Consider the following 22,871-nt stretch of genomic DNA (forward strand, 5'->3'; position numbering starts at 1 on the left):
GTCAGTGCCCTCCCGTGCCAGCCGAGACAATGAAGCCCGGCACGCGCATTTTCTTTTCGATCAACGCGAACACGCGGTTGACCCCGAAAGCAGACAGGGCATACAGGGCGGTCACAGCGATGTAAATTTCGATGCCGCGTGAGGTTTCTTCTTGCGCCTGCATGGCGAACATGGTGAGTTCGGCAATCGACACCGCAAAAGCCACGGACGAGTTTTTCAGCAAATTCATCGACTCGCTGGTCAGTGGCGGCAAGATGATGCGAAAAGCCATGGGCAAGAGCACATAGCGGTAAGACTGGGCGGTCGTAAATCCCACGGCCATGGCGGCATAAGTTTGCCCTTTGGGCAAGGCTTGGATGCCCGCCCGCACCTGTTCAGCGATGCGCGCCGAGGTGAAAAAGCCCAAGGCAAAGACCACCAAGACAAAGCCCGGCACCTGCTGAAAAGCAGGAACGATTTTGGGCACCACAAAGTACCACAGGAAAATTTGCACCAGCAACGGGATGTTGCGAAACAACTCCACCCAGGCGTTGCCCAAAGCCACCAAGACCGGACGTCCGGGCAAGGTGCGCACCGTGCCCACCACGGCGCCCACACTCATGGCCACCACCCAGGAGCAAGCGGCCACGGCCAGCGTCCAGCGCCATGCCTCCAGCATCCACTCCAAATAAGTTCGACCACTGCCGTCGTCGGTGAAAAATACCTGCCAGTCCCAAGTCATGTCGTCTTCCCTGAAAAGCGAAACCCGTTGCCCAAAGAAAAACCCCGCCCAAGTCAGCCCCGGCGGGGTTTTTCGATGCTAACCAGCCGTTTTATTTTTTGGCGTAATCTTCAGCCGGCTTGTCGTTCAAGTTGGCCCAAGCGGTTTTGGTCGCATCGCTGGCAACCAGGCCCACACGGGTGTTTTTGGGAGGGATGGGTTGCACGAACCACTTGTCATAGACCTTGGCCATGTCGCCGCTCTTGACCATGTCACGCACGGTGTCGTCGGCCAATTTCTTGAAAGCGGGGTCGTCCTTGCGGATCATGATGGCGATGGGCTCAACGTTGAGCACTTCACCAACGATCTTGAAGTCTGCAGGATTCTTGGCTGTGGCAATGTTGCCCGCCAGGATCTGGCCGTCCATCACGAAGGCATCAGCACGCCCGGATTCCAACAGCAAGAAGCTGTCAGCATGGTCCTTGCCAAAGACTTCCTTGAAGTCAACGCCATTGGCACGCTCGTGCTTGCGCAGCAGCTGCACCGAGGTGGTGCCGGTGGTGGTGGCCACGCTGCGGTCTTTCAATTGAGCGATAGAAGTGATGCCCGAGGCAGCCTTCACGGCGATGCGCACTTCTTCCACAAAGGTGGTCACCACAAAAGCCACGTCTTTTTGACGGGCAGCATTGTTGGTGGTCGAGCCGCACTCGATGTCCACGGTGCCGTTTTGAACCAAAGGAATGCGGTTCTGCGAGGTCACGGACTGGAACTTCACGTCCAACTTCTTGCCCGCCGCTTTTTCGACGTTGGCGATGATGCGCTGGCAAATTTCGTAGTGAAAACCGGCGTATTTGCCGTCACCCAGCGTGTAAGACAGGGCACCCGAAGAATCGCGCACCCCCATGGTGATCACGCCAGAGCCTTTGACTTTGGCGATGGTATCGGCTTGAGCGGCCACACAGGCCAAAGCAGCAATCGCCGCAGCGAACAATTGTTTTTTCATTCATTTCTCCAAAAAATCGCCAGAAGGCGAACGTTAAACCATGCCGTTGTCTGACATGGATGCACCATCATGTCACGGCGACAGAACGGGGCATCACTGTTATTGCACAAAATGTGCCCGACACGAACAGTCACACACTATAGTGATTCGGGCTGCATGCCTGCATCAGGGTGTACCCGGAAGATTAATGCAAAAAATGCATAACGCAATGCACAAAGGCGTCAGCCCCCCAAAAGTTGCGGGGTTTCTTGCGTCAAATGTTGCCACAGCTCGTGCGCTGGGTGTCTGGAACTGGTTTTGGGTCCGAGCTTGGCCCGGTAAGCCCTGACCTCCATCGTCAAGGCCAGACTTTGGGCCCCGGGCAAATGGGCCTCGGCCAAAGCGCCGCTTTGCACTTCCTTGCGCACGGCACTTTCAGGCAAAAAGGCGATGCCATGCCCTTGCAGGGCCATGACTTTCAAGCCTTCGGCCATGTCGGTTTCGTACACCCGGTCCAAATGGATCGGTGTGCCCGATTGCTTGAGTATCCAGTCTGTCACGCCTCCCAAATAAGCTCCGGGTGCATAACCCAGATAAGGCAAAGGCCGCGCAGGCGTGCCAGGCAAATTGCAGGCTTGAGTGCCATCGGCTTGGGCCTGCACATAAGGGGCAATGGACTCCGCACCCAGTACCACCATGTCGTAACGCTCGGCATCGAGCTGCAGGGGTTGTGAAGGATGGTGGTAAACGATCAACAAATCGCACCCGCCCTCGGCCAAACGCATGGCCGCATCGTGCACATTCAAGGCAATCAGGCGGCTTTTGATCGGCCCGAAGCTCTCGCGCAAACCCGCCACCCAGGAAGGGAAGAAGGTGAACGCGAGCGTGTGAGGCACCGCAAACTCAATGAAGTCCTGCCCTGCCGAGTTATGCCCGCGCAGCATGGCCCGGGTGTTTTGCAAAGATTGCAGCAACTCCAGCGCCTGCGCATACAGGGTCTCACCAGCCGGTGTGAGTTTGGTGGGGTACGAACTGCGGTCCACCAGATCGGCCCCGGCCCAAGCTTCCAGTGACTGGATGCGCCGCGAAAACGCAGGCTGCGTCACATGCCGCAACTGAGCCGAACGGCTGAAACTGCGGGTTTCAGCCAAACTCACAAAGTCTTCAAGCCACTTGGTTTCCATGGGAGTTCATTCCTGTCAGGGGCTCGTCAATCGGCCGATTGCTGCAAAGCCCACATGCTGGCGTAGCGGCCTTGTTGTGCCAGCAACTCGGCATGGTTGCCGCGCTCGATGATCTGCCCGGCATCCATCACCAAAATCTCGTGCGCGTCCACCACGGTGGACAAGCGGTGCGCAATCACCAGGGTGGTTTTGTTTTGCGCCACGCTGGACAACTCGGCCTGAATGGCGCGTTCATTGGCGGAATCGAGTGCCGAAGTGGCCTCGTCAAACACCAGAATCGGCGGGTCTTTGAGCAAAGTGCGGGCAATGGCCACGCGCTGCTTTTCACCACCCGACAATTTCAGCCCGCGTTCGCCCACCGAAGTTTGGTAACCCTTGGGCGTGGAGGCGATGAAGTCGTGAATGCGGGCCGAACGCGCAGCACCCTCGATCTCGGCCTGGCTGGCGCCGGGGCGGCCGTAAGCGATGTTGTAGGCCACGCTGTCGTTGAACAGCACCGTGTCTTGCGGCACGATGCCCAAAGCTTGGCGCACGCTGGCTTGCGTGACCTGCCGGATGTCCTGGCCCGCGATGCGGATGAAGCCTTGCTGCACATCGTAAAAGCGGAACATCAAACGCGCCAGCGTCGACTTGCCTGAACCCGAAGGCCCCACCACCGCCACGGTTTTGCCAGCCGGGATGGTGAAGCTGATGTTTTTGAGGATTGGGCGGTCGCTTTCGTAAGCAAAAGACACGCGGTCAAACTCCACGTCGGGTGCGCCCTGCAAAGCCAGCGCAGGTGCGCCCGGTGCATCGGCCACTTCGCGTTCGCGGTCCATCAACACAAACATCTTGTCCAGGTCGGTCAGGCTTTGTTTGATCTCGCGGTACAGCACACCCAAAAAGTTGAGCGGGATGTAGAGCTGGATCATGAAAGCGTTGATCATGACCAGATCGCCCAAAGTCATGCGCCCAGCCACCACGCCTTCGGTGGCACGCCAGAGCATGGCCACCAAGGCCGAGGCGATGATGAGCTGCTGCCCGGTGTTGAGCAAGGACAAGGAGGTTTGCGCCTTCAGGCGCGACAAGCGCAGCCGCTCCAGGCTTTCGTCGTAGCGGCCGGCTTCGAAGCGCTCATTGCCAAAGTATTTGACGGTTTCATAGTTCAGCAGCGAGTCAACCGCCCGCGTGTGGGCTGCCGAATCGAATTCGTTGGCCTGCTTGCGAAACTGGGTGCGCCACTCGGTGACACGCACCGTGAAGAAAATATAAAACGCCAAGGCTGCCAAGGTGATGCCCGCGAACCAGGCGTCGAACTTGACGGCCAAAATGGTCAGCACCAAGCCCACCTCGATCAAGGTCGGGATGACGCTGTACAGCGAATACGAGATCAGCGACTCGATGCCGCGCACGCCGCGCTCGATGTCGCGCGTCATGCCGCCGGTTTGCCGTGCCAAATGAAAGCGCAGGCTGAGCGCATGCAAATGCTCAAAAGTCTGCAGGGCAATGCTGCGTGAAGCCCCTTGTGTGGCTTTGGCAAACACCAGCTCGCGCAATTCAGTGAATGCCGAGGTCAGCAAACGCAAAGCCCCATAACCCACCAGCAGTGCCACCGGCACCACCAACACCGCTTGCGGGTCGCCAGGCTTGAGGCTCATGGCGTCCACCAACTCTTTGAGCAGCAGCGGCACGCTGACGTTGGCCAGCTTGGCGCCCACCATCAGGCTCAGGGCGATGACCACGCGCCATTTGTACTGCCACAGGTAAGGCAAGAGGCGCGAGAGGGTTTTCCAATCGTTACCCGGCGGCGGTGGGTTCGCAGCCCCGGGCTTGGAGCCAGGGGCATGGGGAGAAGCGGAGGCAGCGGTTTCGCCGTGGTGGCGCATAAGGGACAATCCAATTTTGACGTTAACCACCGATTGTGCCCATGTCTGCCGCCCCACACCCCCAAGCCGTGTCTTTGCCCACCGACCAGGAGCTGGTGCTCAAGGTCATCCCCATGCCCGCCGACTGCAACGCCAGCGGCGATATTTTTGGCGGCTGGGTCATGGCCCAGGTCGACTTGGCGGGCGCCGTGTTGCCTGCCCGGCGCGTGCGCGGGCGCATGGTCACCGTGGCGGTCAATGAGTTCATCTTCAAGCAAGCCGTCAAGGTGGGCGACATCCTGTCGTTTTTCTCGCGGATCGTGCGCGTGGGACGCACCTCGGTCACCGTCAAGGTCGAGGTGTTTGCCGAACGCTTTCAGCTGCAAGGCCAGTACATCAAGGTCACCGAAGCGAACCTGACCTATGTGGCGGTGGACGATCAGGGCAAGCCCAGGCCTGTGCCTGCCGAGTGAGTCGCCGGGGCGATCAGGACACGATGTAAGCCGCAGCGCCTGTTGACATCAAGGTCCCGTCGGGCCCACAAAACTCCATGCGCGATGACCCCACTCGCGAGCCCACGCGCAAAGCGTTGGCGGTGATGGTGAAGTGCTCTCCGATGCCGGGGCGCAAGTAGTCCACCCGCAAATCGATGGTGCCCAGCTTGGCAAAGCGCTCCAGGCGCTTGGCGGGCGGCTCATCCATGTGTTTGGCGGCCAGTGCCGCCATGACGGCCGCGCTGCCAATGGCGTCGAGCACCGCGCTGATGACGCCGCCGTGGATGCGGTTGTAGGCAAAGTGCCCCACCAACTCAGGCCGCATTTCGATGCGGGCCTCTACGCCGTCTGGCGTGACCTTGACGAGCTTCAAGCCCAGAGTTTTGTTGAAGACGATTTTTTCTTCGTAAATCTGGCGAAAACCCTCGATGTACTCGGGTTCCAGAACGATGGAGGTCTGCTTGGTGTAGGGCATGCCGTCGATTTTAGGGAGAAACCGACATCAGCAGCCCCAGCGCTTCACAACTTGGAAAAATCGGGCTTGCGTTTTTCCATGAAAGCACCAAAAGCCTCTTTGGCGGCAGGCTCGCGCAGCATGCGACCAAAGCTCTTGCCCTCTTCGTCCATCTTTTGCAAAACGGCTTGTGTGTCGCCTTTCATCAAGCGCTTGGTCTCGATCAAAGACGACAGTGGTTTGCCTGCCAGCTTGCGGGCTTGCGCCTGTGCATAGCCATTGACTTCGGTGGGCGGCACGACACGGTTGACCAAGCCGACTTCTTGCGCGGCTTCCGCAAAAAACGGCTCGCCCATGAGCAGGGCTTCGGCGGCGCGGTGGTAGCCGAACATGCGCGGCGCGAGAAAACTCGAGGCCGCCTCAGGGCACAGGCCCAAGTTGACAAAAGGCATGGAGAACGCCGCGTTGTCACCGGCATAAACCAGGTCGCAATGGAACAGCATGGTGGTGCCAATGCCCACCGCAGGCCCGGCCACAGCGGCGAGCAGTGGCTTTTCGAAGGTGGCGATGCCACGCAAGAAGCGGAACACGGGCGATTCTTGTGTGCTGGGCGGCTGGTTCAAGAAGTCACCAATGTCATTGCCCGCACTGAAGATGCTCTCGTGGCCTTGAAACACCACCACCCGAACGGCCGGGTCAGCCCCCGCCTGCGCCACCGCATCGGCCATGGCTGCGTACATGGACGAGGTGATGGAGTTTTTCTTGTCCAAGCGGTTGAAGGTGATGGTCATCACCCCCGCGTCAATGTGGGTCAGGATGTCAGACATGGTGGTCCTTGTGGTGTGTCTTAGGATCGAGAAGGCTTACTGAACCCGAATCCAGGTTTGCGTGCGTCCCAAAATGGGCGCCCCAATGAAACCACGGACTTCGAGTTTTTTGCCTCCGTCGATGGGGGTCAGGCGCAGGCTGTAGTTTTTGCCGTTCTCGGGATCGAGGATTTTCCCACCCTCCCACACCGCTTTGCCGTCACTTTGTTGACCGCCCCGGATGATTTCCATGCCGATTTTGGGTTTGTCTTTGCGGTCATCGGTGCACAAATTGCAGTTGGCTTCGGTGTTGGGGTTGTTTTGCAGCGATCTTTCCACCACGCCCGACAAGCCACCCGCCGCGTTTTGGCTGATGCGGATTTCAGCTTTGGGCTGCTTGGTCTCGTCGTCGATGCTGCGCCACAAGCCCACCGGGCTCATTTGGGCGTGAGCGGCCAAGCTCAGCAAGCCCAGACTCAGGGTCAAAGCGGTTTTGATCATGGGGTAGTTCCTTTGTATGAAGCGTGGAGTTCAGGCCAACGCCGCATCGGTGTCCATCAACACATCGCTGCCAGCGCGGATGCGGCGCATCAGGCTCGATGTTTCGGGCATCAGGCGTGTGAAGTAAAAACGCGCGGTCTGCAGCTTGGCTTGGTAGAACGGGTCGGGGCGCTGAGCTTCCTCGTCGGCCTCGGCCAGTTTGGCCAATGCAATTTGCGCCGAACGGGCCCAGAAGTAACCCAGCACCAAATGGCCCACCACGCGCAGGTAATCCACCGCAGCAGCACCCACTTCGTCGGCATTGCTCATGGCTTTCATGCCCACTTCGCCGGTGAGCTGCGTGAGCTTTTGGCCCAGATCGGCCAGCGGCTTGATGAACTCACCCATGGCCTCGTTGGCCATTTCGGCCTTGACCAGTTGCTCGACCAGTTTGCCGAACTTTTTGAGTGTGGCGCCTTGGTTGCCCAGCACTTTGCGTCCCAACAAATCGAGCGACTGGATGGTGTTGGTGCCTTCGTAAATCATGTTGATGCGGGCATCGCGCACATACTGCTCCATGCCCCACTCCTTGATGTAGCCGTGGCCACCAAACACTTGCATACAGGCCGAAGTGGCCTCCCAGGCGTTGTCGGTGGTGAAGGCTTTGACGATGGGCGTGAGCAGGGCCACGACTTCTGCAGCCTCGGCACGGACGGCCTCGTCAGGGTGGTTGAACTCTTTGTCGAGCAACAAAGCGCAGTAGCAAGCCAGAGCGCGGCCACCTTCGGCGTAGGCCTTGGCCGTCATCAGCATGCGGCGCACATCGGGGTGAACGATGATCGGATCGGCGGGTTTTCCGGGCGCTTTGACACCCGTGAGCGAGCGCATTTGCACACGGTCTTTGGCATAGGCCAACGCGTTTTGGTAAGCCACTTCGGTCAGGCCGAGCGACTGGTTGCCCACACCCAAACGGGCGGCGTTCATCATCACGAACATCGCGGCCAAGCCCTTGTTGGGCTGACCCACCATCGTGCCCACGGCGTCGTCCAACACCATTTGGCAAGTGGCGTTGCCGTGGATGCCCATTTTGTGCTCCAGGCCACCGCAGTAAATGCCATTGCGCTCACCCATGACGCCGTCGGCCGACACCTTGAACTTGGGCACCAAAAACAAGCTGATGCCTTTGTTGCCGGGAGGGGCATCGGGCAAACGGGCGAGCACCAAGTGCACGATGTTGGGGGCCAGGTCGTGCTCGCCTGCACTGATGAAAATCTTTTGCCCGGTGATGCGGTAGGTGCCATCGGCTTGGGGCTCGGCCTTGGAACGCAAGAGTCCCAGGTCGGTGCCGCAATGCGGCTCGGTCAGGCACATGGTGCCGGTCCACTCGCCGCTGGTGAGCTTGGGCAGGTACAAGGCTTTTTGCTCGGGCGTGCCGTGCGCATGCAAGGCTTCGTAAGCGCCGTGCGACAAACCGGGATACATGGTCCAGGCTTGGTTGGACGAGTTGAGCATTTCGTAGAAACACTGGTTCACCACAAATGGCAAGCCCTGCCCACCGTATTCGGGGTCGCAGCTCAGGGCCGCCCAACCACCGGCCACGTATTGCTCGTACGCGGCTTTGAAGCCGTCTGGGGCTTTCACGGCGTGGGTCTCGCGGTTGAGCTCGCAGCCTTGCGTGTCGCCAGAGACGTTGATGGGAAAAATCACCTCGGAGGCGAATTTGCCGCCTTCTTCCAGCACCGCGTTGATGGTGTCGGCATCGGTGTCGGCGTGCTTGGGCAGCGCCTTGAGCTCGGCGCTCACATTGAGCAACTCATGCAACACAAATTGCATGTCACGGAGAGGCGGGTTGTAGACGGGCATGAGAAAACTCCTGGAATCGGTATTGAGTTAAGGTTCGGAAAAATCAATCGTTCGCTGGCTTGCGACGGACCTTGGGCACGGCCACGAGCTTGGGCGTTTTGGGAGTGCTGACTGGCGCCGTGGCAGTCAGTGCGCCAGGACCTGCATAGCGGGCCAGGATGTGCTGAAAGCCTTGGCGGGCGCGGTCGGCAGCGCTGGGATTGCGCAAAAAACGGGCTTCGTAATGCAGCGCCAAAATCAGGCCATGGATTTCAAAAGCGATCTGATGGGCATCGGATGCGCGGCTGAGCTGGCCTTCGTCTTGCGTCAGCTCAACGGCACGGCGCAAAGCGGTTTGCCAGGTGGACACCGATGAGGCCAGTGCATCACGCACCGGGCCGCTGCGGTCGTCAAATTCCACCGCACCACTGATGTAAATGCAGCCCGAGTCGATCTCGGCCGAGGTCTGCACCATCCAGTTGTCAAACAAAGCCTGCAGGCGCGGCAAACCTCTGGGCTTTTGCATGGCGGCGTAAAACACCTCGGCCTCAAAACGGTCGTGGTATTCGCGAATGACAGAAATCTGCAATTCTTCGCGTGAGCCAAAGTGGGCAAAAACGCCCGACTTGCTCATGCCCGTGACCTCGGCCACCGCGCCAATAGACAGGCCTTCGAGACCAATTTGCGAGGCCAGGCCCAAAGCAGCATCAATGATCACCGCCTTCGTTTGCTGACCCTTGATCAGCACGCGACGACCTGCCTCTGGCGCAGGCAAACTTTCAACTTTTGAGGGTTTTTTATGATCGGTCATGGTGCATCAAAAAAGAACGACCGTTCTATTTTGCACCAAATTCACCCTGAAACGCAAACCACCTCAGCGATCAAGGGTAAATCAGGAGCGTCGGACCGAAAGTAAGCGCTGAAAACCAGTCCCCCGATCGAGTCGGGGGCTGGATCCAAGGGATCAAAAAGGCATCAGGCCTTGAAGGCAACGACTTTCTGGGTTTGCTCACCCAGACCGTCGATGCCCAAACGCATGACATCGCCACGCTTCAAAAACACAGGCGCAGGTTTGCCGTCGACCTTCACGCCCATGCCCACGCCAGGCGGCGTACCGGTGGTGATGATGTCGCCGGGCTCCAGGGTCATGAACTGGCTCACGTAGCTCACCAGCTTGGCCACCCCAAAGATCATGGTCTTGGTGTTGCCGGTTTGAAAACGCACGCCGTTCACATCCAGCCACATGCCCAGGGCCTGTGGGTTGGGCACTTCGTCACGCGTGACCAGCCAGGGGCCCACGGGGCCAAAGGTGTCGCAACCCTTACCCTTGTCCCAGCTGCCGCCCAACTCCAGCTGGTATTCGCGCTCGCTCACATCGTTGACCACGCAGTAACCGGCCACATGGCTGATCGCGTCTTTTTGGGTGACATAGCGTGCGCGGGTGCCGATCACGATGCCCAGCTCGACTTCCCAATCGGACTTCTTGGAGCCTTTGGGCAGCATGACGTCGTCGTCCGCACCTTGAATGCACGAGATCGCCTTGGTGAACACGATGGGCTCTTTGGGAATCGGCATGCCCGATTCGGCCGCGTGGTCGGCATAGTTCAGGCCAATGGCAATGAACTTGCTGGTGGACGAAATGGGGGTGCCAAAACGCTTTTTGCCGCGCACCAAAGGCAACTTGTCGGTCTTGACCTTGGCCAGCTTGGCCAGCGCCTTGTCACTCAGTTGCTCGGGTGTGATGTCTTTGACCACACCGCTCAGGTCGCGCAAGCGGCCATCGGCATCGATCAGTCCTGGTTTTTCTTTGCCGGGTTGGCCATAACGAACGAGTTTCATAAATACCTTTCAGTGTTTGAACAGAATCAATAAGTGGAACGGCCACCGGACAGGTCAAAGACCGCGCCGGTAGAGAAGGAACATTCTTCGGTACTGAGCCAAGTCACCATGGCAGCGACTTATTCGGGCTCGCCAAAGCGGGCCATCGGGATCTTGGACAGCATGAACTGGATGTGCTCGGGCGTCATTTGATCAAAAATGGCCGTCTTCACAGCCGCCGGGGTGACACAGTTGACGCGCACCCCCGTGTCGGCCAGTTCTTTGCCCAGCGATTTGGTGAGACCAATCACGGCCGCCTTGCTCGCGCTGTAGGCACTGGCGTTGGGGTTACCGTCCTTGCCTGCCACCGAAGCGATGTTGATGATGCGCCCGTAGTTGCGAGCCTTCATGTGGGCGCTCAGTTCGCGGCAGCAATGGAACAGGCCGTGCACGTTCACATCGAACACCTGCTTCCAAGCATCGACCGGGTAGTCCCACACTTTGACGTTGGGGCCGGTGATGCCTGCGCTGTTGACCAGCACATCGACGCCTGCCAGCGCCGTGGTTTGCGACGTGGCCTGCACGACCGAGGCGTGGTCGGCCACATCGACTTGCACCGTATTGACCACCGCTCCCATCTGGCCCTTGCGCAGTTGCTCGGCCGCTTGGGTCATGCCCGCCACATCACGGTCCCAGATCGTGACCCGTGCACCGGATGCGAGCATGCGCTGTGCGATGGCATAACCCAAACCGGTGGCCCCACCGGTGATGACCGCGTGGCGGCCTTTCATATCGAGCAAGTTCATGTGTGTCTTTCTGCGATTGAAGTGTTGCGTATCAAATGGTCATGCCACCGTCGACCATGTAGGCATTGCCTGTGGCGAAGATGGATTCGTCGGAAGCAAGAAAGGTGACGATGGGTGCAATTTCGTGCGCTTGGGCCAAACGGCCCATGGGCTGGCGGTTGATGAAATCCTGGCGTGCCTGCACCGGGTCCGCATAGCTGTTGATGCGGTCTTGCAGCGAGGGTGTGTCCACCGTACCGGGACAGATGCAATTGCACCGCACGCCCTGGCGCACGTAGTCAGCGGCCACGCTTTTGGTCAGGCCAATCACCGCCGCTTTGCTGGTGCCGTAAATGAAGCGGTTGGGCAGGCCGCGCACGCTGGAACACACGCTGGCCATGTTGATGATGCTGCCGCCTTGGCCGGTTTGCGCAAACTGCGTCACCATTTTGGGGATGACCGCCTGAATCATCCAGAACTGCGAGCGCACGTTCAGGTTGAAGGCAAAGTCCCAGTCTTCGTCGGTGGCCAATTCGATGTTGCCGTTGTGCACAAAACCCGCGCAGTTGAAAACGATGTCGATGCGGGGCAAGCTGGCCACCTGGGCGGCAATCGCTTTCTTGTCGAGCACGTTCAAAACGGCGGTGTGCACATTGGCCACCCCTTGATATGACTTGAGCAGCTCGGCGTTCACATCGGTGGCGTAAACGGTGGCGCCTTCTGCGGCCATGGCCAGCGCAGCGGCCTGGCCAATGCCTTGGCCGGCGGCAGTGACCAGCGCGGTTTTTCCTTTGAGTCTCATGGGGTTTGGATCTCCAGATGGGTGGTTTGTCGTTGTGAAATAGCGGCCCAGTCCCAGGCGATGCCAAGACCCGGGGTTTCGGGGGGCAGCGCATAACCGTCGTGCACCTGCATGCGCGAAGTGGTGATGTCGTCGAGCTGCGGGATGTATTCCACCCAAGTGGCGTTGGGCACGGCCGCACACAGGCTCACATGCAACTCCATCAAGAAGTGCGGGCACACCGCCACGTCAAAGGTTTCTGCCAAGTGCGCGGTCTTGATCCAGGGTGTGATCCCGCCGATGCGCGCCACATCGGGCTGCACGATCGAACAAGCACCCTGCTCCAAATATTCACGGAACTGCATCGGGTGGTACATCGACTCGCCCACCGCCACGGGGATGGTGGTGTGCTCGCGCAACTGGCGGTGGCCCGACACGTCTTCGGCGGGCAAGGGTTCTTCGATCCAAGCCAGGCCCAACCCATCAAAAGCCCGCGCACGGCGCACGACTTCTGCGCGGTTGAAGCCTTGGTTGGCATCGGTCATCAGCTCAAAGCCCGCCCCCACGGCGTCGCGCACCGCACTCAGGCGTGCCACGTCTTCGCTCACATGGGGTCGGCCAATTTTGATCTTCGCACCTTTGAAGCCTTGGGCTTGTGCCTCCAAAGTTTGGTCCACCAGCGCCTCGGGCGACAAATGCAGCCAGCCACCCTCGGTGGTGTAGAGCGGCACACGCTCTTGCGCACCGCCCAGCAAGCGCCAGAGCGGCAGGCCTTGGCTTTGAGCACGCCAATCCCACAAGGCCGTGTCCACACAGGCCAGGGCCAAGCTCGTCATGGCCCCCACAGCGGTGGCGTGGGTGTGAAAAAACAAGTCTTTCCAGATCGCCTCGACCATGACCGGATCCCGCCCAATCAGGCGTGGGGCCAAATGGTCCTTGAGCAAGGCGATGACCGAAGAGCCGCCCGTGCCGATCGTGTAGGCATAACCCGTCGCCGCGATGCCATCACTGCAGTGCAGCGTGAGCAAAATGGTTTCTTGCGTCACAAACGACTGGATAGCGTCGGTGCGCAAAACCTTGGGCGGCAAGTTGACTTGCCTAAGGCTCACGCGCTCAATGATGACGGGGCTCATTTGGGGCAGCAGGGCGGGTTGGAAAAATGTGCAAAGCGATCAAGTGCAGCAGAAACAGCGTCAGCCGCGACACCCGCGGATGCATGGGTTTTAAGGCTTTGCAGCATGAGACATTTCCACCGCTGCGAGCGTCGTTTGCGTGACAGCTGTGGTGCGGGTTTGTGCGGAGTTGCAATACCAATCGAACATGTGATGATTGTGCAACTGGTCTGACCACTTATCCAATTCGCGTTATCCCTGATCACCCAAATGCCTTTGCAACCCTTGGCTCCGCAGCGCCTGTACCGCCAGATTGCCGAACAAGTTCGGCAATTGATGGCGTCGGGCGAATTCGCCTTGGGTTCACGCCTACCGGCTGAACGAGACTTGGCGGCCCAACTGGGCGTGAGCCGTCCCTCAGTGCGCGAAGCCTTGATCGCGCTGGAGGTCGAAGGCATGATCGAAGTGCGCACGGGTTCTGGCATTTATGTGCGGCAAATCAAAGCGGCCAAGTCGGCAGCGTCCGCGTCAGAGTTGGACGACAACACCCCTGCCAACTGGGGGCCGCTGGAGGTCATGAGCGCCCGAATTCTGGTCGAGGCCGAAGTGGCGGCCCTTGCTGCTGCCAACGCCCAGAAGGGTGACCTCAAAGCCATCAAGAGCGGCCTGCAACAAATGAAGCTCGAAGCTGCCCGTGATGAAGTGCCTCGTCAGGGCGATGAAGCGTTTCACGAGGCCATCGCCCAAGCCTGCGGCAACAGCGTGCTGCTGGACACGGTGCAGCGTTACTGGATGGCCCGCAACGGCCCCTTGTTTGAACGGTTGGGGGATTATTTTGAACACCCCGCCTCATGGCAAACCGCCATTGCAGAACACCAGGAAGTGATGCACGCTATTGAAGCACGTGACAGCAGTGCGGCCCGTAAAGCCATGCAAAAGCACCTGAAACAAGCCCACAAAAGATACAGCGCGAGCTGGCGCCGCGCACCCGCCCGATAGGGTGGTTTTCTGTTCCAGCGTCAGCAATTTTTTAAAACCAACGAGGAGACAACGATGAGCAAACGATTCGCACTGAAGACCTTGGCCGCATTGGGCGCCGTGGCCATGGGCACCCTGCTGATGAGTACAGGTGCGCAGGCCCAACAAAAACTCAAGTGGGCCCACGTCTACGAGACCTCTGAGCCCTATCACACCGAATCGGTGTGGGCCGCAGAAGAAATCAAAAAGCGCAGCAACGGCAAGTTCGACATCCAGGTCTTCCCTGCCTCCACGCTGGGCAAAGAAACCGACATCAACCAAGGCCTGACCCTGGGCACAGTCGACATGATCATCAGCGGCCCCTCGTTCGCTGCCCGCACCTACCCACGTTTTGGCATTGCCTACTACCCCTTCATCTTCCGCGATGGTGACCACCTGATTGCCTACTCCAAGAGCCCTGTGTTCCAGGAGATGGTCAACGAATTCCGCAGCAAAACCGGTATCCAGGTCACGGCTTACACCTACTACGGCGCACGCCACACCACGGCCCAAAAAGCCTTCACCAACTGCGCAGGCATGAAGGGCATCAAGATCCGCGTGCCCGATGTGCCGGCATACCGCGCCACACCTGAGGCCTGCGGCGCCAACCCCACACCCATAGCTTTTGCCGAGGTGTACTTGGCCCTGCAAAACGGCACCGTGGAGGCGCAAGAAAACCCCTTGACCACCATCGAAGCCAAGAAGTTCTTTGAAGTGCAAAAGGCCATCATGCTGACGGGCCACATCGTGGACGGCTTGACCACCCAAATTGCGCCGCACGTCTGGAACAAGCTCAGCGATGCCGAGAAGAAGATCTTCACCGACGTGACGCAAGAAGCCGCTGTGCGCGCCACTGCCAAGATCAAGGCCCGCGAAGCCGAGTTGGTCGATGAGTTCAAGAAAAAAGGCCTGCAAATCGTGCAGGTGGACCGCAAGTCGTTCCAGGACGCTGTGCTGAAAAACAAACCTCTGACCTCCATGGGTTTCACACAGTCTGACTTCGACAAAATCCAGGCGGCCAAGTAAAGCGCTCCCCCATCAGGTTTTGTGCCGATGGCACAGACCTGATGCTTTGGCCATCCCTTGCAGACCGAACTCGCTGAGTTCGGTCTGCTCATGCGGCCAAGTTTTCGATCCCAAGGACACCCCATGAGCAACCTCCCCGACCTCGATGCCATGCCCAAAGTCATGGGCGACGATGGCCAGTTCCACGCCACCGACGACGACGTCGATCTGTCGGGAACGCCCATTGAAGCCTGGGTGGCTCTGGCCTTCTTCTGGGCTTTGGGTCTGACGGTTTTTTACCAATTTTTTACACGCTACGTGATGAACAACTCGGCCTCTTGGACAGAAGAGATTGCGCGCTATCTGCTCATTGCCACCGTCTTCACGGGCGCCACCATCGGTGTGGCCAAAAACAACCACATCCAAGTGGACTTCTTCTTTCGCTTCATGCCCGACTGGATGGGCCGTGCCATGGGCGTGGTGGTCGATGTGATGCGCATCGCCTTCTTTGCCGCGGCCACCTTCCTCACAGGCCAGATGATGGAAAAACTGGGCAGCTACAAGATGACCATCATCGACTTGCCCATGAACCTCGTCTATGGCGTGGTGATGGCCGGGTTTGCAGCCATGTGCCTACGCGCCATGTGGGTGGCCAAGGTCCATTGGCAGCGCGGCTACACCGTGCTGCAACGCCCCGAGTCCGAAATGACCGACCGCTGAAACGCCCTTAGAAAGTTCTCCATGTTGAAGATCCTTTTCCTCATCCTCATGAGCGGCGGCATCCCAGTGGCCATTGCCATGGCCGGCGCTTCGCTGATTTACCTCTTGTTTGCCGAAAGCTCGCCCCCCTTTGTGGTCATCCACCGCATGGTCTCCGGCATTGACAGCTTTCCGCTGCTGGCCGTGCCCTTCTTCATTCTGGCCGGTAACCTGATGAACAACGCGGGCATCACCAACCGCATCTACAACTACGCATTGGCTTTGGTGGGCTGGCTCAAAGGGGGCTTGGGCCACGTCAACGTGGTGGGTTCGGTCGTGTTTGCGGGCATGAGCGGCACCGCCATTGCCGATGCCGCAGGCCTGGGCACCATCGAGATCAAGGCCATGAAAGACCATGGCTACAGCACCGAATTTGCCGTGGGCGTCACCGCCGCTTCGGCCACCCTGGGCCCCATCATTCCGCCCAGCTTGCCCTTTGTGATCTACGGCATGATGGCGAACGTGTCGGTGGGTGCGCTGTTCCTCGCAGGCATCTTGCCCGGCATCTTCATGGCCCTCTTAATGATGCTGACGGTGGCCTATTTCGCGCACAAGAACGGCTGGGGCGCCGATGTGAAATTCGAGTGGCCCAAAGTCATCAAGGCCTTGGCCGAAACCGCTGTGGTGGTGGGCTGGCCTCTTGCCATTTGGTGGCTGGTCACCGCCTTGGGCACACCGCCGCAAATCACCGTGTTTGTCGCCCTGATCGTTTTGTTCGCCGCCGACAAGTTCTTTGACTTCCAGGCTGTGTTGCCCATCATGACCCCCGTGATTTTGATTGGCGGCATGACGACCGGCGTGTTCACCCCCACCGAAGGGGCTATTGCGGCTTGCGTCTGGGCGATTGCCTTGGGCTTCTTTTGGTACCGCACGCTCAACTTCAAGATGTTCGTGAAGATCTGCTTGGACACCGTGGAAACCACTGCCACCGTGCTGTTCATCGTGGCCGCCGCCAGCATTTTTGGCTGGATGCTGACGGCCACAGGCGTGACCACGGCCATCTCCGCTTGGGTACTGGGCTTCACCCAAGAGCCTTGGGTATTCTTGCTGCTGGCCAATGCGCTCATGCTGTTTGTGGGCTGCTTCCTCGAGCCCACCGCCGCCATCACCATCCTTGTGCCGATCCTGGTGCCCATTTGCCAGCAGCTGGGCATTGACCTGGTGCACTTCGGTTTGGTCATGGTGCTCAACCTGATGATCGGTTTGCTGCACCCGCCCATGGGCATGGTGCTGTTTGTGTTGGCAAGGGTGGCCAAGCTCAGTGTGGAGCGCACCACCATGGCCATCTTGCCTTGGCTGTTCCCTTTGTTGGGCAGCTTGGCCGTCATCACCTACTTCCCCAGCCTGGTGCTGTGGTTGCCCAAGCAGTTTTATTGAATCCACGGGGCGGGTGTTTGGCCCCATTTTTAAACGACCCTCAACATGTCCAATCTCTTCATTCGCCTGCACCCGTCTGACGACGTGGTCATTGCCCGCAGCCAACTCATGAGCGGCAGCACCGTAGACGGCGTGGCCGCGCGCGGTCTGATCCCACCGGGCCACAAAGTCGCCACCCGCGCCATCGCCGTGGGCGAGCCGGTGCGTCGCTACAACCAGATCATTGGTTTTGCCCACCAAGCCATTGCGCCAGGCGAACATGTGCACACGCACAACCTGAACATGGGCGCAGACAAAGGCAACTTCGAGCGCGACTACGCCATTGGCCAAGACGTGAAGCCCGAGCCAGCACGCAAGCAGGCGACTTTCATGGGCTACAAACGCTCGGACGGTCGTGTGGCCACACGCAACTACATCGGTGTGCTCTCGAGCGTGAATTGCTCGGCCACCGCTGCACGAGCCATTGCCGACCATTTCTCCAGACGCAACAACCCCGCGGCACTCGCCAACTTTCCGAATGTGGACGGTGTGATCGCGTTGACGCACGGCACCGGCTGCGGCATGGACACCGAAGGTCTGGGCATCCAGCTTTTGGAGCGCACCTTGGCAGGTTACGCCACCCACGCCAACTTTTGGGGCGTGGTGGTGGTGGGTCTGGGCTGCGAGGCCAACCAGCTCAGCACCTGGCTGGCGCACAGCAGCTTGCGCGTAGGCGAGACGCTCAAGGTCTTCAACATCCAAGACTCGGGCGGCACACGCCTCACGGTCGAAAAAGGCATTGCCTTGATCGAAGAGATGCTGCCCCGCGCCAACGCCATCACCCGCGAGCCTTGCAGCGCCGAACACATCACCGTGGGCCTGCAGTGTGGCGGTTCGGATGGTTATTCGGGCATCAGCGCCAACCCAGCACTGGGCGCGGCGGTGGACCTGCTGGTGCAGCACGGCGGCACCGCGATCCTGAGTGAAACGCCCGAGATATATGGCGCCGAGCACTTGCTCACACGCCGCGCCGTCAAACCCGAGGTGGCGCACAAACTGATCGAGCGCATCAAATGGTGGGAAAACTACACCGCCATCAACGGCGGCGAGATGAACAACAACCCCTCTCCCGGCAACAAGGCGGGCGGCCTGACCACCATCCTTGAAAAGTCTTTGGGCGCCGTGGCCAAGGGCGGCACCAGCAACCTGCAAGCGGTGTACGAATATGCCGAGCCGGTCACGGCCAAAGGCTTTGTCTACATGGACACACCGGGCTATGACCCGGTGAGCGCCACGGGCCAAGTGGCCGGTGGCGCCAACCTGATTTGTTTCACCACCGGGCGTGGCAGCGCTTATGGCTGCGCCCCTTCGCCCAGCCTCAAGTTCTCGACCAACACCGCTTTGTGGAAAAAACAGGAAGAGGACATGGACCTGAACTGCGGCGAGATCGTGGACGGCGGCGTGAGCATCGCCGAGATGGGCCAGCGCATCTTTGAAATGATTTTGGCTGCGGCGTCAGGCGAGCCCACCAAGAGCGAGCGCCATGGCTACGGTCAAAACGAATTTGTGCCATGGCAAGTGGGCGCCGTGATGTGAGTGCACATGACGGTTTTTCCCTCGTTTTATTGAAAGCTTCCTCATGAGCCAACGCATCCAAGCCGCCGAGCTGCGTGCCAAAGTCGCCCGCATCATTGAACAAGCAGGCAGCGCCCCGGCCGAGGCCGCACAGGTGGCCGACAACCTGGTCATGGCCAACCTGAGCGGGCACGACTCTCACGGCGTGGGTATGGTGCCGCGCTATGTGGACGCCGTACTCGAAGGCGGTCTGTCACCCAACACGGGTGTGAAGGTGATGCTGGACACCGGACCCCTTTTGAATCTGGACGGCCAGCGCGGCTACGGCCAGATCACCGGCGTGCAGGCCATGCAGATGGGCATTGAACGCGCCAAGCAGCACGGTGTGTGCACCGTGGCGCTCAGCCGCTCACACCACTTGGGCCGCATCGGGCACTTTGCCGAAATGGCCGTGGCCCAGGGCCTGGTGTCGATGCATTTTGTGAACGTGCTCTCGCGCCCCGTGGTTGCGCCCTTCGGCGGTGGCGATGGCCGCTTTGGCACCAACCCCTGCTGCATCGGTGTGCCCATGGGCAGCCGCGAACCCTTTGTACTGGACTTTGCCACCAGCCGCGTGGCGCAAGGCAAGATGCGTGTGGCCCACAACAAGGGCGAGCAAGTGCCTCCCGGCTACTTGATCGACGAACACGGCCACCCCACCACCAACCCCGGCGTGGTGGTGGTGCCGCAGTCCAACGGTATGTTTGGCGCACTCATGACCTTTGGCGACCACAAAGGCTTTGGCATGGCCATGGCCTGCGAGCTGCTGGGTGGTGCGCTCACCGGCAGCGGCACCTGGCACCGCGAGGCCGACCACCAACGCGCGGTGCTCAACGGCATGCTGACCATGCTGATCGACCCTGTGCGCTTGGGCACACAAGACATGTTCGAGCAAGAAGCCCTGGCCTTTGCCGACTGGCTGCGCCAAAGCCCCGATGCCCCCGGCAGCGATGGCGTCAAGCTGGCAGGCGAACCGGAACGCACCGCACGCGCCGAGCGCGAACAAAACGGCATCTGGATCGACGACGCCACCTGGGCCGAGATTGAAGCGTCAGAGAAAAAGCTGGCAGGACGATGACCATTGACTGACCGCGACCTTCACCGTTGGGACGCACACCCTTAGACACCCATGCACCTCTCAGCCCTCACCCTGGCATCGCTGCCCGCTGACATCCACACACCGATTTATGACCGCCGCCGCCATGCCCCCGGCGTGGTGCACCTGGGGCTGGGTGCCTTTCACAGGGCACACCAGGCCATGGTGTTTGACCAACTGCTGAGCACGGGCGACACGCGCTGGGGCATCCACGGCATCGGCACGACGCGGCCCGACTTGGTCAATCTGCTGCGTGCGCAAGACGGCTTGTACGCCGTGCGCGTGGCCGATGGCACTGGTGTGAAGTGGCAAGTGCCCGGTGCACTCTGGCGGACGAATGTGGCCGCCACCGAACGCGAAACGGTGGTGCAAGCCATCGCCGCACCCAGTACCCGCTGGGTCACGCTCACCGTCACCGAAAAAGGCTACACCCCCGCTTTGGGGCAACTGCTGCTCGATGGCTTGCGCCTGCGCCAGCAAAGCGGCTTGCCGGGCATCACCATCGCGTCGTGCGACAACCTGCAAGGTAACGGCCACAAATTGCAGGCATTGGTGAAAGCAGCAACGACTGCACAAGACAGCGCCCTGCTGCACTGGCTCGATGCGCATTGCGCCTTTCCGTGCAGCATGGTCGACCGCATCGTGCCCGCCGCCACACCTGAAGTGCTGGCAGCCGCCAGCCAGGCGCTGGGCCTGCGCGATGACGCGTCACTCAGCACAGAAGGTTTTTGGGAATGGGTGGTCGAAGACCGCTTTGCGGACCCGTCTGACGCCGCTTTGCTGCAAAGCGCAGGTGTGCGTGTGACGGGTGAAGTGCACAGCTACGAAGAAGCCAAGCTGCGCATGCTCAACGGCAGCCACACGGCCATGGCGCTGATGGGCGCCGTCACGGGCAGGCCTTTCATTGCCAGCTGCATTGGCGTGCCGCACATCCGAGAATTTGTGTTCCGCTTGATGGGTCAAGAAGTCGCGCCGCACTTGAGCCGCAGCGATTGGGCCGATTACCGAACCGCGCTGATCGCCCGCTTTGGCAACCCGTATTTGAAGCACAGCGTGCACCAAATCGCCACCGACAGCTCGCAAAAAATACCTCAGCGCTGGCCGCCTTCGGTGCTGGGCCAGATCGCTCAGGGTGCTTCGTTTGAACACCACGCGCTGGCCGCCGCCGTATTTGTGCGCTACACGCTGGGCGTGGACGAGCAGGGTCAGGCCTACGCTCTGAACGACCCGCAAGCAGGCAGCCTGATGGCACTGGGTGCAGCCCAGCGCACCGAGCCCGAGGCCTGCGTGCGCGCCCTGCTGGCCCGCGAAGACCTCTGGGGCAGCGCCCTGCCCCAACACGCCGCTTGGATCGCCCGCGTCATGCACTGGCACCAGCAAGTCCTGCTGCACGGTGTGGACGCGGCCATCCAGAAATTGCTGCAAGAAGAAGCCTGAACACGGAGGCCAGCGCCATGAAAATCACCGCCGCCCGCGTCATCGTTTGTTGCCCCGGCCGCAACTTCGTCACCCTCAAGATCGAGACCGACCAAGGCGTGTACGGCGTGGGTGACGCCACACTCAATGGCCGCGAACTGGCGGTGGTCAGCTACCTCGAAGACCATGTTCTGCCCTGCCTGATCGGACGCGACCCGCAGCAGATCGAAGACATCTGGCAGTACCTCTACAAAGGCGCTTACTGGCGGCGCGGCCCGGTGACCATGAGCGCTATTGCCGCCGTGGACACCGCGCTGTGGGACATCAAGGCCAAGATGGCCAACATGCCGCTGTACCAGCTGCTGGGCGGGCGCAGCCGCACCGGGGTCATGGTCTACGGCCATTCCAACGGCCGCGACACAGAAGAAACCGTGGACGCAGTTTTGCGCCACAAAGAAGAAGGCTACCTGGCCATCCGCGCCCAAAGCGGCGTGCCGGGCTTGAACAAGGTCTATGGCGTCAGCGGCAACAGCGGTACTAAGCGCATGTACGAGCCCGCCGACGGCAACCTGCCCAGCGAGCACGACTGGAGCACCGAAAAGTATTTGCGCCACACCCCCGGCCTGTTTGAAGCCGTGCGCGAAGCCGTGGGCCCAGACATCCATTTGCTGCACGACGTGCACCACCGCCTGACGCCGATTGAGGCAGGTCAACTGGGCAAAGCGCTGGAGCCGGTGCGCCTGTTCTGGATGGAAGACCCGACCCCGGCCGAGAACCAGGACGCTTTCCAATGGATACGCCAGCACACCACCACGCCGATCGCGGTGGGCGAGATTTTCAACAGCATCTGGGACTGCAAGACGCTGATCGAAAAACAGCTGATCGACTACATCCGCACCACCGTGGTCCACGCGGGCGGCATCACCCACCTGCGCCGCATCGCCGACCTGGCCAGTCTCTACCAAGTGCGCACCGGCTGCCACGGTGCGACCGACCTGTCACCCGTGTGCATGGGCGCAGCCCTGCACTTTGACACCTGGGTGCCCAACTTCGGCGTGCAAGAGTTCATGCCGCACAGCGAAGAAATGCTGTCGGTCTTCCCGCATGATTACCGCTTTGAGCGCGGCATGATGCACTGCGGCGAGTCACCTGGTCACGGCGTGGACATCGACGAAAAGCTGGCCGCCAAGTACCCGTACCAAAGGGCTTATTTGCCGGTGAACCGGTTGCAGCATGATGGAACGCTGTGGAATTGGTGAAGTCAAAAGGTCACTGACTGCACGGCAGCGCCCCAAGACATGGGCCCTTCATCCGGGCCAGCCCTCA

The 22,871-nt window shown here is 60.1% G+C and carries 21 protein-coding genes and 1 pseudogene; 9 read left to right on the plus strand and 13 right to left on the minus strand.

Annotated features, from left to right (window positions below):
* Position 1 precedes the first annotated feature (1 nt).
* The 4 genes from ACZ5SR_RS14950 to ACZ5SR_RS14965 all read right to left on the minus strand — a co-directional run bounded on the left by ACZ5SR_RS14950 (position 2) and on the right by ACZ5SR_RS14965 (position 4,731).
* Entirely contained in the window at positions 2-721 is a 720-nt protein-coding gene (locus ACZ5SR_RS14950) for an amino acid ABC transporter permease (RefSeq protein WP_464449413.1), read from the minus strand.
* A 91-nt stretch (positions 722-812) separates the two neighbouring features.
* Positions 813-1,703, minus strand: coding sequence for an amino acid ABC transporter substrate-binding protein (locus ACZ5SR_RS14955; RefSeq protein ID WP_464449414.1), 891 nt, complete (start codon positions 1,701-1,703; stop codon positions 813-815).
* A gap of 221 nt (positions 1,704-1,924) precedes the next feature.
* Positions 1,925-2,866 carry a LysR substrate-binding domain-containing protein gene (locus tag ACZ5SR_RS14960; protein ID WP_464449415.1) on the minus strand — a complete coding sequence of 314 codons (942 nt, stop codon included), beginning with the start codon at positions 2,864-2,866 and terminating at the stop codon, positions 1,925-1,927.
* A gap of 26 nt (positions 2,867-2,892) precedes the next feature.
* Positions 2,893-4,731 (minus strand): ABCB family ABC transporter ATP-binding protein/permease, encoded by a 1,839-nt coding sequence (locus ACZ5SR_RS14965; RefSeq protein ID WP_464449416.1) that lies wholly within the window; start codon positions 4,729-4,731, stop codon positions 2,893-2,895.
* Positions 4,732-4,772: 41 nt separating this feature from the next.
* Here ACZ5SR_RS14965 and ACZ5SR_RS14970 point away from each other — a divergent pair, with 41 nt between their 5' ends.
* Positions 4,773-5,183, plus strand: a complete 411-nt coding sequence (locus ACZ5SR_RS14970) for an acyl-CoA thioesterase (RefSeq protein WP_464449417.1) — start codon at positions 4,773-4,775, stop codon at positions 5,181-5,183.
* Positions 5,184-5,196: 13 nt separating this feature from the next.
* On the opposite strand, the gene ACZ5SR_RS14975 is transcribed toward ACZ5SR_RS14970, so the two are convergent.
* The 9 genes and pseudogenes from ACZ5SR_RS14975 to ACZ5SR_RS15015 all read right to left on the minus strand — a co-directional run bounded on the left by ACZ5SR_RS14975 (position 5,197) and on the right by ACZ5SR_RS15015 (position 13,303).
* On the minus strand, positions 5,197-5,679 hold the full coding sequence (locus ACZ5SR_RS14975; protein WP_464449418.1) for a thioesterase family protein: 483 nt from the start codon (positions 5,677-5,679) through the stop codon (positions 5,197-5,199).
* 44 nt (positions 5,680-5,723) lie between these two features.
* Positions 5,724-6,485 (minus strand): enoyl-CoA hydratase, encoded by a 762-nt coding sequence (locus tag ACZ5SR_RS14980; protein WP_464449419.1) that lies wholly within the window; start codon positions 6,483-6,485, stop codon positions 5,724-5,726.
* A 36-nt stretch (positions 6,486-6,521) separates the two neighbouring features.
* On the minus strand, positions 6,522-6,965 hold the full coding sequence (locus ACZ5SR_RS14985) for a DUF2147 domain-containing protein (protein WP_464449420.1): 444 nt from the start codon (positions 6,963-6,965) through the stop codon (positions 6,522-6,524).
* Positions 6,966-6,995: 30 nt separating this feature from the next.
* Positions 6,996-8,807 carry an acyl-CoA dehydrogenase C-terminal domain-containing protein gene (locus ACZ5SR_RS14990; RefSeq protein ID WP_464449421.1) on the minus strand — a complete coding sequence of 604 codons (1,812 nt, stop codon included), beginning with the start codon at positions 8,805-8,807 and terminating at the stop codon, positions 6,996-6,998.
* Between the two features lie 43 nt (positions 8,808-8,850).
* A complete protein-coding gene (locus tag ACZ5SR_RS14995) occupies positions 8,851-9,597 on the minus strand; it encodes a TetR/AcrR family transcriptional regulator (protein ID WP_464449422.1) in 747 nt (248 codons plus the stop codon).
* A 164-nt stretch (positions 9,598-9,761) separates the two neighbouring features.
* A complete protein-coding gene (locus ACZ5SR_RS15000) occupies positions 9,762-10,625 on the minus strand; it encodes a fumarylacetoacetate hydrolase family protein (RefSeq protein WP_464449423.1) in 864 nt (287 codons plus the stop codon).
* A gap of 26 nt (positions 10,626-10,651) precedes the next feature.
* Positions 10,652-11,410 (minus strand): annotated as a pseudogene (locus ACZ5SR_RS15005) (SDR family NAD(P)-dependent oxidoreductase).
* A 31-nt stretch (positions 11,411-11,441) separates the two neighbouring features.
* Entirely contained in the window at positions 11,442-12,191 is a 750-nt protein-coding gene (locus ACZ5SR_RS15010; RefSeq protein ID WP_464449424.1) for an SDR family oxidoreductase, read from the minus strand.
* A complete protein-coding gene (locus ACZ5SR_RS15015) occupies positions 12,188-13,303 on the minus strand; it encodes a mandelate racemase/muconate lactonizing enzyme family protein (RefSeq protein WP_464449425.1) in 1,116 nt (371 codons plus the stop codon). Before ACZ5SR_RS15015 ends, ACZ5SR_RS15010 begins: the two co-directional genes overlap by 4 nt.
* 249 nt (positions 13,304-13,552) lie before the next feature.
* Here ACZ5SR_RS15015 and ACZ5SR_RS15020 point away from each other — a divergent pair, with 249 nt between their 5' ends.
* The 8 genes from ACZ5SR_RS15020 (at position 13,553) to manD (ending at position 22,804) form a co-directional block, all read left to right on the plus strand.
* Entirely contained in the window at positions 13,553-14,281 is a 729-nt protein-coding gene (locus ACZ5SR_RS15020; protein ID WP_464449426.1) for a FadR/GntR family transcriptional regulator, read from the plus strand.
* 54 nt (positions 14,282-14,335) lie between these two features.
* Positions 14,336-15,325, plus strand: coding sequence for a sialic acid TRAP transporter substrate-binding protein SiaP (locus ACZ5SR_RS15025; RefSeq protein WP_464449427.1), 990 nt, complete (start codon positions 14,336-14,338; stop codon positions 15,323-15,325).
* 123 nt (positions 15,326-15,448) lie between these two features.
* Positions 15,449-16,024, plus strand: coding sequence for a TRAP transporter small permease (locus ACZ5SR_RS15030; RefSeq protein ID WP_464449428.1), 576 nt, complete (start codon positions 15,449-15,451; stop codon positions 16,022-16,024).
* A 21-nt stretch (positions 16,025-16,045) separates the two neighbouring features.
* Entirely contained in the window at positions 16,046-17,440 is a 1,395-nt protein-coding gene (locus ACZ5SR_RS15035; protein WP_464449429.1) for a TRAP transporter large permease, read from the plus strand.
* A gap of 45 nt (positions 17,441-17,485) precedes the next feature.
* The gene (locus tag ACZ5SR_RS15040) at positions 17,486-19,015 is read left to right on the plus strand and encodes a UxaA family hydrolase (protein WP_464449430.1); all 1,530 of its coding nucleotides are present in this window, start codon (positions 17,486-17,488) and stop codon (positions 19,013-19,015) included.
* Between the two features lie 43 nt (positions 19,016-19,058).
* On the plus strand, positions 19,059-20,111 hold the full coding sequence (locus ACZ5SR_RS15045; protein ID WP_464449431.1) for a malate/lactate/ureidoglycolate dehydrogenase: 1,053 nt from the start codon (positions 19,059-19,061) through the stop codon (positions 20,109-20,111).
* A gap of 51 nt (positions 20,112-20,162) precedes the next feature.
* Positions 20,163-21,566 carry a mannitol dehydrogenase family protein gene (locus ACZ5SR_RS15050; protein WP_464449432.1) on the plus strand — a complete coding sequence of 468 codons (1,404 nt, stop codon included), beginning with the start codon at positions 20,163-20,165 and terminating at the stop codon, positions 21,564-21,566.
* 17 nt (positions 21,567-21,583) lie between these two features.
* Complete coding sequence (manD, locus tag ACZ5SR_RS15055; protein WP_464449433.1) at positions 21,584-22,804, plus strand: D-mannonate dehydratase ManD; 1,221 nt, start codon at positions 21,584-21,586, stop codon at positions 22,802-22,804.
* Positions 22,805-22,871: the final 67 nt, after the last annotated feature.

Source organism: Limnohabitans sp. TEGF002 (assembly GCF_055395845.1).

Coding starts and splice junctions, on each gene's coding strand:
- ACZ5SR_RS14950 (WP_464449413.1), bottom strand. CDS start 721: ATGACTTGGGACTGGCAGGTATTTTTCACCGACGACGGCAGTGGTCGA.
- ACZ5SR_RS14955 (WP_464449414.1), bottom strand. CDS start 1,703: ATGAAAAAACAATTGTTCGCTGCGGCGATTGCTGCTTTGGCCTGTGTG.
- ACZ5SR_RS14960 (WP_464449415.1), bottom strand. CDS start 2,866: ATGGAAACCAAGTGGCTTGAAGACTTTGTGAGTTTGGCTGAAACCCGC.
- ACZ5SR_RS14965 (WP_464449416.1), bottom strand. CDS start 4,731: ATGCGCCACCACGGCGAAACCGCTGCCTCCGCTTCTCCCCATGCCCCT.
- ACZ5SR_RS14970 (WP_464449417.1), top strand. CDS start 4,773: ATGTCTGCCGCCCCACACCCCCAAGCCGTGTCTTTGCCCACCGACCAG.
- ACZ5SR_RS14975 (WP_464449418.1), bottom strand. CDS start 5,679: ATGCCCTACACCAAGCAGACCTCCATCGTTCTGGAACCCGAGTACATC.
- ACZ5SR_RS14980 (WP_464449419.1), bottom strand. CDS start 6,485: ATGTCTGACATCCTGACCCACATTGACGCGGGGGTGATGACCATCACC.
- ACZ5SR_RS14985 (WP_464449420.1), bottom strand. CDS start 6,965: ATGATCAAAACCGCTTTGACCCTGAGTCTGGGCTTGCTGAGCTTGGCC.
- ACZ5SR_RS14990 (WP_464449421.1), bottom strand. CDS start 8,807: ATGCCCGTCTACAACCCGCCTCTCCGTGACATGCAATTTGTGTTGCAT.
- ACZ5SR_RS14995 (WP_464449422.1), bottom strand. CDS start 9,597: ATGACCGATCATAAAAAACCCTCAAAAGTTGAAAGTTTGCCTGCGCCA.
- ACZ5SR_RS15000 (WP_464449423.1), bottom strand. CDS start 10,625: ATGAAACTCGTTCGTTATGGCCAACCCGGCAAAGAAAAACCAGGACTG.
- ACZ5SR_RS15010 (WP_464449424.1), bottom strand. CDS start 12,191: ATGAGACTCAAAGGAAAAACCGCGCTGGTCACTGCCGCCGGCCAAGGC.
- ACZ5SR_RS15015 (WP_464449425.1), bottom strand. CDS start 13,303: ATGAGCCCCGTCATCATTGAGCGCGTGAGCCTTAGGCAAGTCAACTTG.
- ACZ5SR_RS15020 (WP_464449426.1), top strand. CDS start 13,553: ATGCCTTTGCAACCCTTGGCTCCGCAGCGCCTGTACCGCCAGATTGCC.
- ACZ5SR_RS15025 (WP_464449427.1), top strand. CDS start 14,336: ATGAGCAAACGATTCGCACTGAAGACCTTGGCCGCATTGGGCGCCGTG.
- ACZ5SR_RS15030 (WP_464449428.1), top strand. CDS start 15,449: ATGAGCAACCTCCCCGACCTCGATGCCATGCCCAAAGTCATGGGCGAC.
- ACZ5SR_RS15035 (WP_464449429.1), top strand. CDS start 16,046: ATGTTGAAGATCCTTTTCCTCATCCTCATGAGCGGCGGCATCCCAGTG.
- ACZ5SR_RS15040 (WP_464449430.1), top strand. CDS start 17,486: ATGTCCAATCTCTTCATTCGCCTGCACCCGTCTGACGACGTGGTCATT.
- ACZ5SR_RS15045 (WP_464449431.1), top strand. CDS start 19,059: ATGAGCCAACGCATCCAAGCCGCCGAGCTGCGTGCCAAAGTCGCCCGC.
- ACZ5SR_RS15050 (WP_464449432.1), top strand. CDS start 20,163: ATGCACCTCTCAGCCCTCACCCTGGCATCGCTGCCCGCTGACATCCAC.
- manD (WP_464449433.1), top strand. CDS start 21,584: ATGAAAATCACCGCCGCCCGCGTCATCGTTTGTTGCCCCGGCCGCAAC.